The following is a 15,952-nucleotide window of genomic DNA, read 5'->3' as shown; positions in this document are numbered from 1 at the left end:
AATTACTATATATTTAGTTCTGTAAATTACATATTCATTGTATGGCAAGCCACTAATGCCGCCGTTTCTGTTCGTAGTCGTGATTTGCCTAAACTGATCGGGATGAATCCCTTTTCGATGGCTTTTTTCACTTCCTCTTCGCTGAAGTCGCCCTCCGGCCCGATCAATACTAATGTATCTTCTCCTTTTTTCAGTACATCCTTCAGGAGAGGTTTCTCTCCTTCATAACAGTGGGCTATGAATTTTTGTCCTGAGAAGTCTTTTTCAATGAACGAATTGAAGTCAGTCATTTCGTTCAACCGGGGCAAGCGTGCCTTTAATGATTGTTTGATGGCCGATACCAATATCTTTTCGATACGTTCCGTCTTGATCACTTTTCGTTCGGAAAAGCGGCAGTTCAGAAACGTCAATTCATCGAAACCTATTTCTGTCGCTTTTTCAGCGAGCCATTCATTACGGTCCATATTCTTGGTCGGTGCCATGGCAATATGCAGATGGCCCTGCCATAAAGGCTCTTGATGAATAGTTTCTTTAATATTCACCAGGCAACGTTTATTGGTTGCTGCACTGATCTCTGCCCGATAGAAGTTTCCTTTACCGTCGGTCAGGGTGATTTCGTCTCCGGCTGTCAGACGGAGCACACGCACGCAATGCTGCGCCTCCTCTTCCGGAAGCTCAGCATTGGTTTGTATATCAGGGGTATAAAATACGTGCATATCTTTTATTTATGTCGGTTTATCTCATCACGCAGTCGGGCGGCAAGTTCATAATTCTCTTCTTGAATGGCCTTGCTTAAGGCTTCTTCAAGGGAAATGATGCTGACTGCCTCCGTACGTGAGTTATCATCTTCTTCTGGTGAATCAGGACGTTCAGCACCGTCTGTCATCCGAATGCATTCGCGTTCAAGGATAGATTCATATATAAATATGGGGCAATCTGCCCTCACGGCCAATGCTACCGCATCCGAAGTACGTGCGTCTATCCGGATAATCTCTTCGTCTCTTTTAAAGTAGATATACGAATAAAAGACACCTTCTTTTGCTTTATAAATCAGTACCCGGAGCAAAGATGCTCCCAGAACATTCAAACACGAGTAAAATAAATCGTGTGTCAGCGGGCGAGGGGCTTTTATTCCTTTCAGGCAAATGGCTGTGGCTTGCGCTTCGGCTGGTCCTATTATGATAGGTAACTGCCGTTCGCCATCTACTTCTCCCAGTACCATTGCATAGGCACCCACCTGCGCCTGGCTGTTAGAAATGTTCAATACCTGTAGTTCTACTTTCTTATCCATTGTTAATTATTCACTTTCTTAAGTTCTCCCGGTTGATGTTTGTATCTGAAGACAACGGCAAATAAAATGCCGATGGCCAGTGCGTATGCTGCAAATATAAACCAGATGGTCGGCCAATCTCGGCTTACCAACATTCCGTTTTCGTATACGGAGAATGCGTCCACTACAGCACCGCTGGCATATCCTCCGATGACGGCTCCAAGTCCGTTTGTCATAATGAAGAACAAGCCTTGTGCGCTGGCCCTTGTCTCAGGTTTTGTTTCCAATTCAACAAATAAAGAACCGGAAATGTTGAAGAAGTCAAATGCCATACCATATACTATCATGGATAAAATCAGCATCCAGATGCCCGTACCCGGATCACCGAATCCAAACAGCCCGAATCGGAATACCCAGGCGAACATACTGATCAGCATGACACGCTTGATTCCGAAGTGTCTCAAGAAGAAGGGGATGGCCAGGATAAACAGGGTCTCGGACATTTGTGAGATAGATAGTAGAATTACCGAGTGTTTGACACCAAAGGAATCTGCAAATTCGGGTATTTTGGCGAAACTACCCAGGAATGCATCACCATAGGTATTTGTAATTTGCAATGCCGCACCCAATAGCATAGAGAAAAAGAAGAAAATAGCCATCTTTTTTCTTTTGAACAGGCTGAGGGCATCAAGTCCGAAAGAAGATAATAAAGTTTTATTTTCATTCTTCGCCGGTGGACAGGGAGGCAGCGTGAAAGAATATATCCCCAAAAGTAAGGCTGAACTTGCTCCTACATAAAGTTGTGCACTGGAGTTCTTGAATCCTGTAAGGTCTACTGCCCACATGGCACAGATGAAACCGATGGTTCCCCATACGCGGATAGGCGGGAAATCCTTTACTAAATCACATTTATATTGTTCAAGTGCGTTATATGAAACTGTATTGGCAAGGGAAAGGGTAGGCATGTAAACCATCAGGTTGAGTAACATGGCCCAATACATTTGATTATAGTCGGTAGCGGTGGATGCGTAAAACAAACAGCCGGCTCCTAATAAATGACAAATACCATAAAGACGTTCGGCGTTGAACCATTTATCGGCAATAATACCGGTTATTCCCGGCATGATGATAGATGCGATTCCCATTGTAGCGAAGATAGCTCCGATTTGTCCACCTTCGAAATGGAGGCCTCTTTCCATATAGCCACCTAATGAAATTAACCACGACCCCCATACAAAGAATTGCAGGAAGTTCATAATAATCAAACGATTTTTTATATTCATAACTTTATTGATGTGTTTCCCGTCGTGCCAATATATGGCAGATCAGCTGCAAATATAATATTTTTAGTTGACAGAGTGGAAAAAGCACGGGATAAAAGGGAGGAAGAAAGGGAAAAATAGCAAAAGAAAATTGGAAATGCAAAGAAGGAAAGGGTATATAAAAAAAGAAGGCTATCTATCCCAGACAGCCAATCTTTATTAACCTTAAATCTAATACCATGAAAAACACATTGCAAAGATAAAGGGTTTTATGTTATAGAACATAACGATTTGGTGAAAATCTTCTGTTTGTTAACTCATATTAACTTTGTAGCTTCTGCTTTTATGCTATTAAGGCGATTATTCGACATACAGTACCAATCCTTTGAGATATTCGCCTTCCGGATGATAGATATTTACCGGATGATCTGCTGGTTGAGTCAACTGATGCAGTATGCGTACACTTCTACCGGACATGGCTGCTGCTGTGAATACAGCAGTACGGAAATTATCTTTGGTCACCACCTGTGAACAAGAGAAGGTGAACAGGATACCGCCCGGTTTGATTTTCTCAAATGCTTTGGCATTAAGTTTGCGATAACCTTGGAGGGCGTTGCGCAATGCGTCTTTGTGCTTGGCGAATGCCGGCGGATCGAGAATGATCAAATCGTATTGGTCGCCCATGCGGTCGAGATATTTGAAAGCATCTTCTGCAAAAGCCGCATGACGGGTATCACCCGGGAAATTTAATTCTACATTTTTATTAGTCAAATCAATGGCCTTGGCAGAACTGTCTACCGAATGTACCTGTTTGGCACCTCCACGCATGGCGTAAAAGGAGAATCCGCCGGTGTAGCAGAACATGTTTAATACCGAACGGTCTTTGGCATAACGTTCCAACAAAGCACGGTTTTCGCGTTGGTCTACGAAGAATCCCGTTTTTTGTCCTTTCAGCCAGTCTACATGGAACTTTAATCCATATTCCTGAGCGATGTTGTCGTTACTTCCTCCTTTGAGGAAACCGTTTTCCGGAAGAAGGTCCGCTTTGAATGGCAAAGTCGTTTCCGATTTATAGTAGATGTTTTCAATCTGGTTGCCCATTACTTCGGACAATGCTTCGGCAATGGCCATGCGGTCTACGTGCATGCCGGCAGAGTGTGCCTGCATTACGGCGGTCCGGGCATAAACATCGATAACAAGTCCTGGCAGGTTATCGCCTTCTCCGTGTACCAGGCGGTAAGTGTTGTTAGTCGGGTTGGTAGCGATGCCGATGCTGCGTCGCATGTCATAAGCCACTTCCAACTTGCGTTTCCAGAAGTCATGGTCGATCTCTTCTTGTTTAAAGGAAAGAACACGTATGGCAATGCTTCCGATTTGGAAATGCCCTTTAGCTATGAATTCTTTTTTTGAGGTATACACTTCCACTACTTCTCCTTCTTCGGGTTCGCCGTCGAAGTGAGCAATGGCCCCGGAGAAAATCCAGGGATGGAACCGTTTCAGTGAGTCTTCTTTGCCGGGTTTAAGATATACTTTATGCATAAATTTATTATGTTGTTTTTATTTTTATCATTGATCCGAACCTGCTTTCACCGTCTCTACGGTTTCTTCTTCCGGGGCCAGTTCGTAATTACCCGTACGCTTTAGGTCTTGCAGTAGGTGGTATATGTTGAGGCAAGCCCATGCGTCTGTAGCTGCATATTGCTTTTGGGCATCCGTCAGTACATCTGCTTCCCAATTGGAAAGACGTTGTGATTTTGAGATTTTTTCCCTGAATAAGATACCGTATATCTTTTGCAGGCTTTTATCCTGAATGCCGAACGGACGGACATACTCTTGCAACTCGATGCATGCCTGCTGGTTGAAAGGAGCCCGTTTATGCAACATCATAAAGTCGTCTTTCAACGAGAGTCCTACTTTGATCACTTCCGGATTTTCAAGCAACTCTATGATGGGTTGGGTCAGCCCGGTCATGTTCAGGCGGAACAGGAAGCAACATTCGTCAGATGAAATCTGGAGCAATGCTACTTTATGGGAATGTCCTTTGGTGAATGAGGGACGGGTTTCGCTGTCGATGCCCAGAATTGCCTGGGATTGCAGATAAGCCACTGCTTTTTCCGCTTCACTTTCAGTTTGTATTACATGAATCCGTCCGGGGAATGCCGCTTTGGGCATCTCCTTCACCTCTTCTTTGCTTATGGTTCTTTTTAAAATCATATTCGTTTATTCATCGTCGTGGCAATGACAGCCATGATCGTGACAATGGCAGTCGTCATCTTCACAGTGACAGTCTTCATTGTTTTCGGGTTCGTATTCATCCTCCTCTTCGTCTTCTCCCCGGGCCTTCGGACTATATTTCACGTCATGCAGGGCACGCATGGTATTTACCAGTTTTTGTCCCCACAAGAGTCCGAAGTTTTCCTGGCAAATGGCAAGGGAGTCATTCATCGTCTCGTTCAATCCCAGTTGAAATACAAAGATAAAATCTTTAATATCCTGATAGATATCGGCCAGGTCTTCCGAAATATTCTTTTTGATGGGTTCATCGCTGTAAGCCATGTCGGGTAGGAATACTTCCAGATAGTCGTCCTTTTCCGCCAATACGGATGCCAGGTTGATGCGCAACACTTCGTATATTTCTTCCGTCACATATGTTTCCGGTGCTTCGTCGCCTATCATTTCGCATTTTGGAAGCATGGACGCTTTTAGATAAAGTAAAGGAAGAATTTTCAGGGTGGTGTCAACAAACATACTACGTTTCATGCCTTCGGCACGTTCCAGAAAAGCGCAGAACTCGGCAGCTACCGTAACGAATTCTACCACATTCTTATCAAATATTACTTGGCTTTCTTTTTTCATATCAGCTTGAATTGAAACGCAAAGGTAAGAAAAAGTTGTGGGTAGTCCAATGAAATTCTTTTTTTTACTACTTTTGCATCATTAATCATATAGCTTAAGATTCTTCATCCACATGGCAAAAAAGAAATCAGATAAGGAAGCAGAACAGAAGCCGGCTTCCACTAATAAGTACTTGGCTTTCTTCAGAAACGAAACAATCCACTTTGTGATCGGATTGGTATTGGTCATCTTTTCAGTCTATCTGTTGCTGGCTTTTACCTCCTTCTTTTTCACCGGAGCAGCCGACCAGAGTATCATTGATAGCGGGAATGCCCAGGATCTTGCTGCTGTAAATAATCATGTAAAAAACTATGCAGGTTCCCGGGGAGCTCAGCTGGCAAGTTATCTGATCAATGACTGTTTTGGTGTCTCCTCTTTCTTTATTTTGGTTTATCTGGCTGTAGCCGGATTGAAGCTGATGCGTGTGCGTGTGGTGCGTCTTTGGAAGTGGTTCATCGGATGTACGCTGTTGCTCATTTGGTTTTCCGTTTTCCTGGGCTTTATTTTTATGGATCATTATCAGGATTCATTCATTTATCTGGGTGGATTGCATGGATATAATATCAGTAACTGGCTTATTTCGCAGGTCGGTATTCCCGGTGTTTGGCTTATTCTTTTGGTGACAGGCATTTGTTTTCTTATATATATGAGTGCCCGCACAGTCATCTGGTTGCGTAAGCTTTTCACTCTTAGTTTCCTGAAACGTAAACAAAAAGAAGAACATTCAGAGGTGAAGCAGGATTCCGATCCCCGTGAATATGATAATCCGAAACCTCAGGAAGTGGAATTCGATGTTAATCGCACTTTCCGTCAGGAGGTACCGGTGAAGAAGGTGGAAACTCCTACCGTATCCGATCTGCTTGTCGAGTCTCCTTCTGAGTCTCCAATAGTTACGGAAAGCAGAAATACGGCAACCGATGGTGATGTCACCATGACTTTCGAACAGACAACTCCTGATCCTGTGCCCCCTTTTCGGGCAGAGTCGGCAGATAACGGGCCTGAGTTTGAAATAGAGGCTGCTGCCGATGACGAAAGTTATCAGGGAACGGAAACCGAACCCTATAATCCAAAATTGGATCTGGAAAACTATCATTTCCCTACTATCGATTTGATGAAGCACTATGAAAATAGTGAGCCTACCATCAATATGGAGGAACAGAACGCAAATAAAGACCGTATCATTAATACATTGCGTAGTTTTGGTATTGAAATCAGTACGATTAAAGCTACGGTAGGTCCTACGGTGACTCTTTACGAAATCACTCCGGAACAGGGAGTGCGCATCTCAAAGATTCGTGGGTTGGAAGATGATATCGCTTTAAGCCTTTCTGCCTTGGGTATCCGTATTATAGCTCCTATACCGGGAAAAGGTACAATCGGTATCGAGGTACCTAATTCAAATCCTAAGATTGTTTCGGGGCAGTCCATCATCGGCAGTAAGAAGTTTCAGGAATCGACATACGATTTGCCCATTGCGCTTGGTAAGACCATTACGAACGAGGTATTCATGGTAGATCTTTGCAAAATGCCTCATGTGCTGGTGGCAGGTGCTACCGGACAGGGTAAATCTGTCGGTTTGAATGCCATCATCACTTCATTGCTCTACAAGAAGCATCCTGCCGAACTGAAGTTCGTTCTGGTGGATCCTAAAAAGGTAGAGTTCAGTATTTATTCTGTTATTGAGCATCATTTTCTCGCGAAGCTTCCCGATGGTGAGGATGCTATCATCACCGATGTGACCAAGGTGGTGCAGACCCTCAACTCAGTCTGTGTAGAGATGGACAGTCGTTACGATCTGTTGAAAATGGCACATGTACGCAATATCAAAGAGTACAATGAGAAATTCATCAACCGCCGCCTGAATCCGGAGAAAGGGCATAAATTTATGCCTTATATTGTGGTAGTCATCGATGAGTTCGGAGACTTGATCATGACTGCCGGCAAGGAGATCGAGTTGCCGATTGCCCGTATTGCGCAGTTGGCACGTGCCGTAGGTATCCACATGATTATTGCAACCCAGCGTCCGACTACAAATATCATTACCGGTACTATCAAAGCCAACTTCCCGGCGCGTATTGCGTTCCGTGTGTCGGCCATGATGGACTCACGTACCATCCTTGACCGTCCGGGAGCCAATCAACTGATTGGGCGTGGTGATATGCTTTTCTTGCAAGGGGCCGATCCGGTGCGTGTGCAGTGTGCTTTTATCGATACGCCGGAAGTGGAAGAAATTACCAAATATATTTCACGCCAACAAGGATATCCTACCGCTTTCTTCCTGCCCGAATATGTGAGCGAAGACAGCGGAAGCGATCTGGGAGATGTCGATATGGGGCGCCTCGATCCTTTGTTTGAAGATGCTGCCCGCCTGATCGTAATTCATCAGCAAGGGTCAACTTCGTTGATACAGCGTAAATTCTCCATTGGCTATAACCGTGCCGGACGCTTGATGGATCAGCTTGAAAAGGCTGGCATTGTGGGTCCTTCGCAAGGAAGCAAGGCGCGCGACGTACTTTGTGTTGACGAGAACGACCTTGAAATGCGTTTGAACAATATTCAATAATCAAACGTTAAATGAGTGTATACAATGAAGCAGATTATAATTAGCATTTGGATAGCTTTACTGACTTTGCCTGTGTTTGCGCAACAACAAATGCAGGCAAAGGTTGTGCTTGATAAAACGGCAGCCACATTTGAGAAAGCAGGGGGTATTCGTGCGGGATTCAACGTGACGGTGTTCAATAAAGGCCGGATGGCGGGACAATCTGCCGGAGTCATTGAACTCAGGGGAGAGAAGTTCGTGCTGAAAACGGACGATGGTACCACGTGGTTTGATGGCAAGACCCAATGGAGTTATCTGGCAGGTAGTGACGAGGTCAATATCAGCAATCCAACCGGAGTCGAACTGCAAAGTCTTAATCCGTACGCACTTTTGCAGATTTATCGCCATGGTTTCAGCTATAAGCTTGGAACACTGAAGAATTTTGGTGGCAAATCGATTTATGAAATGGTGCTGACTGCTACCGACAAGAAACGGGATTTATCACGAATTGTGCTTTATGTCAGTAAAGACACTTACCAGCCACTCTTCATTCTGATGGAACAACGTGATAAGAGCCGTAGCGAAATCACGGTGACCAGCTATCAGGCAGGATTGAAATATGCCGACAGTATGTTTGTGTTTGATAAGAAGCTCTATCCTCATGCCGAGGTGATCGATCTCCGATAGGTCAAGAGGAGTAACTTCGATCGTTTATTATAAATCGTAGAATGTAAAATAGGAATATGGAAACAGAAAGAATTAAATGCCTTATTATAGGTTCAGGACCAGCCGGCTATACAGCCGCTATTTATGCAGGACGTGCAAATTTGTCACCGGTGCTTTACGAAGGAATACAACCGGGTGGACAGTTGACCACGACTACCGATGTAGAAAATTTCCCGGGCTATCCTCAGGGAATCAGCGGACCGCAATTGATGGAAGATCTTCGTACACAGGCCGAACGATTCGGTGCCGATATCCGTTTTGGAATCGCTACTGCTTCCGACCTTGGCCAAGCTCCCTACAAAATCACGATTGATGGTGAAAAAGTAATTGAAGCCGATTCATTGATTATCGCTACCGGTGCCACAGCCAAATACTTAGGTTTGGATGATGAAAAGAGATATGCCGGTATGGGGGTCAGTGCTTGTGCTACTTGTGACGGATTTTTTTATCGCAAAAAGGTAGTTGCTGTTGTGGGTGGTGGCGATACCGCTTGCGAAGAAGCCATCTATCTGGCCGGACTCGCTTCTAAAGTCTATTTGGTTGTACGCAAGCCCTATCTTCGTGCTTCAAAGATCATGCAAGAGCGTGTGATGAAGCACGATAAGATTGAAGTCCTTTTCGAGCATAATGTAGTCGGACTCTTTGGAGATAACGGTGTAGAAGGTATGAATCTCGTAAAACGTTGGGAAGAACCGGATGAAGAACGTTATTCGCTGCCTATCGACGGATTTTTCCTTGCCATCGGTCATAAGCCTAATTCGGACATTTTCAAACCTTACCTGGATACCGATGAGGTGGGATATATCATCACTGACGGTGATAGTCCCCGTACCAAGGTTCCCGGAGTGTTTGCGGCTGGCGATGTAGCCGATTCACACTATCGCCAGGCTATTACTGCTGCAGGAAGCGGCTGTAAGGCTGCCATTGAGGCTGAGCGTTATCTGTCGGAGAAGGGATTGATCTGATAGTCGTAAGATATTGTTTATTAATATACCGGACGCAACCATGCTTAATAAGAGAGAGCTGGTTGCGTCCGGTAGTTTTTTTATAACTTCTTATTTCTTTATTGATTTTGCGAGATCAAGCCCCTATGGCACCCTACAAATTCGTCTTGTTCAATTCTATATGTTGTATCAGAGTCATCTCAGGCTTGATTCTGTTTTATATCTATCACTTATCCGGATAGATGAAGTTCTTTTTCCGGTAGTTTTCATTTCACCACCGATTAACAGATTACATTGAGAAGAAGATAATTGGGATTATTTATTTTTATGTAATCGTCAATCGATGGAAAAACAAATTAGTATACTTCAATTTCGTCCAGATACAGGTTTGCCTGAACCACCTCTTTGCTGCCCGGGTCTTTTACGAAGTCGATGCCGTTTCGCAAAGTACCGCCATTCTGAAGGGTGACTTTGAGATAAGTTACTTCTCTCGGTTCGAAGGCTAAGGTGTCTGTAAATGCCTTTCTGCCTCTTTCCGGATAGTTGCGTTTGAAGGAAGCTTCTGCGACTTTGCTGTATTTTTGTCCGTCGGAAGAGGTTTCGATGGTGGCAACACTCGGAGGGAGGATAACTGACGCAGGGTTGTATAGCGAACCGAAGACTACTTTGCTGACAGTAGTGGGCTCATCGAATTCGACGATGAATACCATCTCTTTGCAGTTATCATCCATCCGGAATCCGCTCCACGGAGTCATAGAGGCGGTGTTCCCGCGTTTACCGTTGGTAAGCCCGAAGGTACTTATGTCCGTGCCGAGAACGTCATTTTCACCAAAGATGTCGCCTTTGGCACCTCCAATGGCCGGAGTGACTGTGAAGCTCTTTCCGCTGATCAGGTTGCCGTACAGTTTCTTTCCGGTGACCTTGCCCAGCATCTGTCCGTCTTTGAAAGCGGCTGCTTTCACTTCAATTTCGCCCGAGAGGGTGAAAGGGCGATTGTAGAGGGCCGATTCTACGGTTGGAGTACTTCCATCTGTTGTATAATGAATTTCCGCATTGGGATAAAAGCTTTCCAGTATCACTTTTAGCGTATCACTCTCGTCTACATGAGTATTTATGTTCACATCGAAGAAATTACGGCAGGCTTTTACATTCTTCACGTCCATTCGCCGGAAATCTTCAACCATGCGCTGGCAGAAGTCATTCCAGTTTTTGTTTGCGTTCAGTGTCCAACCGGTTTCGGCAATAGCTATTGCGCGCGGGAAGGCTTGATAGTCGCGGTTATTGTCGCTCGGCATGTATTCGGTCCAAATGTTGCCTTGTACTCCGATGATGTGTTTTTTTACCAGGTCGTCTGCATCGTCCGGTACCGGGTTATAACTGTAGGTCTTTTTAAGTGTATTATATCCGCCGATAGTAACGGGGGCTATCTCCGGTTCTTCCTGATATTGATCCAGATAAGCATATGGATTCGGAGTCATAATAGCGTTGTGACCCGCTTTGGCTGCATTCATTCCGCCTTCTACTCCCCGCCAGGACATGACGGTAGCATTCGGGGCCAACCCGCCCTCCAGGATTTCGTCCCACCCGATGATGTTGCGTCCTTTGCTGTTCAGGTATTTCTCCATGCGGGTAATGAAGTAACTCTGTAATTTTTCTTCTTTGGTATGCTTCTTCCCGTCAATAACGTTGGGAGTGACATCGTTTTTCAGTCCCAGTTGTTTAATCAGTGACTGGCAATATTCACTTTTGATCCAGGCCGTTTTCGGACATTCGTCACCGCCTATGTGGATATATTTGCTTGGGAAGAGATCCATTACTTCGTCCATCACTCCTTCAAGGAACTCGAAAGTGGTATCCGAAGGGCAGAATACCTCTTCGAATACGCCCCAGGTTCCCGTCACATCGCATGTACTGTCCGGTGTACACGAAAGCTCCGGATAAGAAGCGATGGCAGCTATTGCATGTCCCGGCATTTCGATCTCAGGGATTACAGTGATGAATTTACTGGCAGCATAGTCTACAATGTCCTTGATCTGTTCCTGTGTATAGTATCCGCCATGCTCTTTGCCGTCGAATATTTGCGGATAGTTCACATAATAATAGTCTATCAGTGTCTCTTTGCGTTTGGAGCCTATCTCGGTCAGTTTCGGGTATTTCTTGATTTCAATTCTCCATCCCTGATCATCGGTCAGGTGCCAGTGGAAGGTATTCATTTTATGCATGGCCAGCATGTCAATGAACTTATATACATATTCCACTGGAGAGAAGTGGCGGCATACGTCCAGCATCATACCGCGGTATGCAAAGCGCGGGGCGTCTTCTATCTCGACAGCCGGCACTGACCATTCTGCGTTTTTTACTTTCTCTGTGCCATATACGGCGGGAGGAAGCAACTGGTAAAGGGTCTGTAATGCATAGAAAAATCCCTTGGGGGTGGAGGCGCTGAGAGTGATATTCTGCGGTGTGACCGAGAGTTTATATCCTTCTTCGGGCATTCCGTCCTGGGGGACAAAGCGGATGACGGGCTCGTCCGTTATGTTTTCGAAAGTCTGTTTCATTGTGATTCCGGACGTCAACTTCAATCGGTTGATAAGGCTGTCGGCAATGGTCTGTACTTCCGGTGTGCAAGCAGTAGTGATGACTCTTACTTTTTTACTTATTTCAAATCGTCCCTGTTGGGGAATCATTTGGTTGGGCAACGGAACGATATTGTACTCGTTCACGATGGCTTCTTTTGACTGTTTACATCCGGGGGCGATGAAAAGTAGAGACAAAAGAAGAAGAGTAATTCCTTTTTTCATGGTCTGATAAATATGTGTTAAGTTATTAAATAGTGACGAAGCGTCTTAACCGATTTTGCTGATCTTCTTAAGCTTTTCTTCGTCAATGATCTTGATTTTTCTTCCGTCGATGGTGATCAGGCGTTCGGTTGCGAAGTTGGACAACGTGCGTATGGCATTGGAAGTTGTCATATTCGACAGGTTGGCCAGGTCTTCACGGGACAGATAGATGCTCAGGGTAGAGCCGTCTTCCTCCAGTCCGTAACTCTCTTTAAGGAAGAGTAGCGATTCGGCCAGGCGTCCGCGGATATGTTTCTGGGTCAGGTTCACAGTTCTTTCGTCGGCGATACCGAGGTCAACAGACAACTGGCGAATGAAAAACATGGCCAGGTCGTTGTTTTGGCCGAGCAGTGTCATGATGGCACTCATGGGAATCAGGCAGATAGTTGAAGGTTCGAATGCGGAAGCGGCAGTCACATAGTCTTCTTTGGCAAAATAAGCCCGGTAACCGAAATATTCCGTAGGTTTTATCATGCGGATAATCTGACTTCTGCCTCCTACACCGTCTTTGTAGATTTTAACTTTTCCGCTAAGGAGACACATCAGATAGGCAGGCGATTCGCCTTCGCAATAGATTGTTTCGTTCTTTTTGTAATTCTGAAGAGTGAAATTATTGGCCAGGAACTCTCTCTGCTCTGCGTTTAGAGGAGCCCACATCTCTGCAATACGTTCGGGAACGTTTATTTCTGACAAATTCATCTTTACCATGACTGCTGCAAAACTGTGTTATAAAGCACAAATGTAGAAAGAAAAAATGAAAAACGGAATAGTTTTGGGAAAAGTTTGCCATGTTGGCATTGCAATACCGCAGATTCCACAGATGTATGCAGGGTTTATTTCTTTCATTACAGAAGTAGAGAGGGCACAGTGAAACTATATTTTTGAAGATATATTCATAAATGATTAAAAGCCTGTGAACTCTGTATCTTTTGTATTGCATTCTTTGGCTGTTCCTTGTATACCTTTTGATCTCTATATCTAAAACATCCGGGTGTTTATGATGATAACATCCCCATGTTGTTGTGTAAAACATCCGGATGTTTTATGGTAAAACATGGGGATGTTTTAAGGTGAAGGAATTAGTGCTTGTAGTGGAACATTTATAAATAAAAAAAGAAAGTGTGTCGAAACTCACCACAGAGTAACACAGAGTGAATTTTAAGTCATTGATTATCAGTATTGATAATCTGTGATAATCTGTGTAACCTGTGGTGAAAAGACTTTTGACAGAGTCCTATTCTATAAAGTATAGGGCTTACTTTGTGAATAGTAGTTCTCTATACTTCGGTAACGGCCAGATTTCGTCGTCGATTTCCATTTCCAGGTGGTCAATATGATCGCGTATGCTTTCCAGATAGGGACGTACGGTCTCTTCGTAGGCAAATGCTTTTTCCTTAAAGTTCTCTTTATGGTTTGCCACTTTGCGGGCCTCTGTCATGTCGCGTACCAGTACCTTGATGGCAGACACACGGTGCGAGATTTCTTTGATAAGCTCTTTCCGGTCGGCACTCATGATTTCGTATTCTTCTGCTGGGAAGATCTCTTTCATTCTGCAAAGGTTTTCCAGCAAGCGGTTCTGATAGCTGACAGCAATGGGGACAATGTGGTTGATGGCCAAGTCACCCAATACACGACTTTCGATCTGTACTTTCATGGTGTACTTTTCAAGTTCCACTTCCAGGCGGCAGGCAAGTTCGGTTTCGTTAAAGATGCGTTCACCGATCAGTACGGCTCTCGATTGGTTGTCCATGTAGTGCATCAGGGCTTCCGGTACGTGGCAGATGTTTGTCAGTCCGCGACGAGCAGCTTCCTGCTTCCACTCTTCCGAATAACCGTCCCCTTCGAAACGGATGGGTTCGGAGGCGATGATATTTTCCTTCAGGATGCGGAAGATGGCTTCATCCTTGCTAATGCCTTCTTCCATCAGTTTGTCTACCGATGCTTTAAATTCGTTCAACTGGTTGGCCATGGCAGCGTTGATGGCAATCATGGCGGCGGCACAGTTGGCCGATGAACCTGCGGCACGGAACTCAAAGCGGTTTCCGGTGAATGCGAATGGAGAGGTGCGGTTACGGTCGGTAGTATCGAGCAAGATTTCGGGGATACGTCCGATGCCCAGTTTCAGGGTAGTCTTCTCTTCCGGAGTCATTTTGGAATTGGTCACCTGGCGGACAATTTCGTCCAGAGTAGCCGACAGTTGCGAACCCAGGAAGATGGATAAGATGGCTGGAGGGGCTTCATTGGCTCCCAAACGGTGACTGTTTCCGGCGCTCATGATCGAAGCACGCAACAGGTCCTGATTTTTGTGAACCATCATCAGCACGTTGACCAGAAAGGTGAGGAACAACATGTTTCCTTTTGGGTTCTTGCCCGGTGCAAAGAGATTGACACCTGTGTCAGTACAAAGCGACCAGTTGTTATGTTTACCCGAACCATTGACACCGCTGTATGGCTTTTCGTGGAAGAGTACGGCGAAATGATGCTTGCGTGCGATGCGCTTCATCAGATCCATCACCAGCTGGTTATGGTCATTTGCCAGGTTGCAGTTTTCGAAAATGGGGGCCAACTCAAACTGGTTGGGAGCTACTTCGTTGTGACGGGTTTTCACCGGTATGCCCAGTTTGTGGCATTCTATTTCAAGCTCTTTCATAAAGGCTGTGACACGTGGAGGGATGGAGCCGAAGTAATGATCTTCCAATTGCTGATCCTTAGCCGAAGAGTGTCCCATCAGGGTACGTCCGGTCAGTCGGAGGTCAGGACGCGCATTATATAAAGAGGTGTCGACCAGGAAATATTCCTGCTCCCAACCCAGATTGGTAAATACGCGGGTTACGTTTTTGTCGAAAAGCTGGCACACTTCGGTGGCAGCTTTGTCAACGGCGGCCAATGCTTTCAGTAACGGAGTTTTGTAGTCGAGCGCTTCGCCCGTATAGGAGATAAAGATTGTCGGGATACAAAGAGTGGTGTCTACCACAAAAGCCGGTGAGGATACATCCCATGCTGTATATCCGCGGGCTTCGAATGTATTTCGGATTCCGCCGTTGGGGAAGGAAGAAGCATCCGGTTCTTGCTGGATCAGTAATTTTCCGGAGAAGCGTTCGATGACTTCACCGTCTTCGCCAAACTCGATAAAGCCATCGTGCTTTTCGGCAGTTCCGTCCGTCAGTGGCTGAAACCAGTGTGTATAGTGTGTCACGTTGAGCGATTTAGCCCAGCTTTTCATACCATTGGCTATCAGATCGGCCATCTCACGGCTGATGGGTGTACCTTTTTCGGTAGCGTCTACCACTGCTTTGTATGCTTCCTTGGGAAGATATTCCTGCATCTTCTTGCGGTCGAATACGTGGCTGGCATAATAATCGGATAGTTTGTTTGAGGGAGTGGTAACTTCTAAGGGCTTTCTGTTAGATAGCTCTTGTAATGCGAAAAATCTCATTTTTGACATAATGGTGCCTTTTTTATCGGTTGTTGGG

General features: G+C 45.2%; 11 protein-coding genes and 2 pseudogenes. 4 read left to right on the top strand and 9 right to left on the bottom strand.

Annotated elements, in window-relative coordinates; translation table 11 throughout:
* Positions 1-26 precede the first annotated feature (26 nt).
* The 6 genes from ISX59_RS05345 to ISX59_RS05320 form a co-directional block, all read right to left on the bottom strand.
* Positions 27-716, bottom strand: a complete 690-nt coding sequence (locus tag ISX59_RS05345) for a 16S rRNA (uracil(1498)-N(3))-methyltransferase (RefSeq protein WP_005810031.1) — start codon at positions 714-716, stop codon at positions 27-29.
* A gap of 5 nt (positions 717-721) precedes the next feature.
* Positions 722-1,291 (bottom strand): bifunctional nuclease family protein, encoded by a 570-nt coding sequence (locus ISX59_RS05340; protein ID WP_005775764.1) that lies wholly within the window; start codon positions 1,289-1,291, stop codon positions 722-724.
* Positions 1,292-1,293: 2 nt separating this feature from the next.
* Positions 1,294-2,553 (bottom strand): nucleoside permease, encoded by a 1,260-nt coding sequence (locus ISX59_RS05335; protein WP_032538140.1) that lies wholly within the window; start codon positions 2,551-2,553, stop codon positions 1,294-1,296.
* Positions 2,554-2,892: 339 nt separating this feature from the next.
* Positions 2,893-4,071 carry a class I SAM-dependent rRNA methyltransferase gene (locus ISX59_RS05330; protein WP_032539655.1) on the bottom strand — a complete coding sequence of 393 codons (1,179 nt, stop codon included), beginning with the start codon at positions 4,069-4,071 and terminating at the stop codon, positions 2,893-2,895.
* A 27-nt stretch (positions 4,072-4,098) separates the two neighbouring features.
* Positions 4,099-4,746, bottom strand: a complete 648-nt coding sequence (locus ISX59_RS05325; protein ID WP_005775769.1) for a 3'-5' exonuclease — start codon at positions 4,744-4,746, stop codon at positions 4,099-4,101.
* 6 nt (positions 4,747-4,752) lie between these two features.
* The gene (locus tag ISX59_RS05320) at positions 4,753-5,388 is read right to left on the bottom strand and encodes a DUF5063 domain-containing protein (RefSeq protein ID WP_005810024.1); all 636 of its coding nucleotides are present in this window, start codon (positions 5,386-5,388) and stop codon (positions 4,753-4,755) included.
* 112 nt (positions 5,389-5,500) lie between these two features.
* Between ISX59_RS05320 and ISX59_RS21360 the strand changes: the two are divergent.
* From ISX59_RS21360 to trxB, 4 genes and pseudogenes are all read left to right on the top strand, one after another.
* Positions 5,501-6,233: pseudogene (locus tag ISX59_RS21360) on the top strand (DNA translocase FtsK 4TM domain-containing protein); the annotation flags it as partial.
* Between the two features lie 119 nt (positions 6,234-6,352).
* Positions 6,353-7,990 (top strand): annotated as a pseudogene (locus tag ISX59_RS05315) (DNA translocase FtsK); the annotation flags it as partial.
* Between the two features lie 24 nt (positions 7,991-8,014).
* On the top strand, positions 8,015-8,656 hold the full coding sequence (locus tag ISX59_RS05310; protein WP_032535664.1) for a LolA-like putative outer membrane lipoprotein chaperone: 642 nt from the start codon (positions 8,015-8,017) through the stop codon (positions 8,654-8,656).
* Between the two features lie 56 nt (positions 8,657-8,712).
* The gene (trxB, locus tag ISX59_RS05305) at positions 8,713-9,660 is read left to right on the top strand and encodes a thioredoxin-disulfide reductase (RefSeq protein WP_005775774.1); all 948 of its coding nucleotides are present in this window, start codon (positions 8,713-8,715) and stop codon (positions 9,658-9,660) included.
* A 335-nt stretch (positions 9,661-9,995) separates the two neighbouring features.
* Here the strand turns inward: trxB and ISX59_RS05300 are convergent, their stop codons facing one another.
* The 3 genes from ISX59_RS05300 to ISX59_RS05290 all read right to left on the bottom strand — a co-directional run bounded on the left by ISX59_RS05300 (position 9,996) and on the right by ISX59_RS05290 (position 15,924).
* Positions 9,996-12,440: a beta-N-acetylhexosaminidase gene (locus ISX59_RS05300; RefSeq protein WP_220575716.1), complete on the bottom strand. Its 2,445-nt coding sequence runs from the start codon at positions 12,438-12,440 to the stop codon at positions 9,996-9,998.
* 45 nt (positions 12,441-12,485) lie between these two features.
* On the bottom strand, positions 12,486-13,187 hold the full coding sequence (locus tag ISX59_RS05295) for a Crp/Fnr family transcriptional regulator (RefSeq protein ID WP_005775777.1): 702 nt from the start codon (positions 13,185-13,187) through the stop codon (positions 12,486-12,488).
* Positions 13,188-13,734: 547 nt separating this feature from the next.
* Positions 13,735-15,924 carry a glutamine synthetase III gene (locus ISX59_RS05290; protein ID WP_005775778.1) on the bottom strand — a complete coding sequence of 730 codons (2,190 nt, stop codon included), beginning with the start codon at positions 15,922-15,924 and terminating at the stop codon, positions 13,735-13,737.
* Positions 15,925-15,952: the final 28 nt, after the last annotated feature.

It is taken from the genome of Bacteroides sp. FSHCM14E1 (assembly GCF_019633785.1).
GTDB lineage: Bacteria > Bacteroidota > Bacteroidia > Bacteroidales > Bacteroidaceae > Bacteroides > Bacteroides hominis.
The sequence above is the reverse complement of the archived record's forward strand: the minus strand, read 5'-3'. Positions and strand labels throughout refer to the sequence as shown.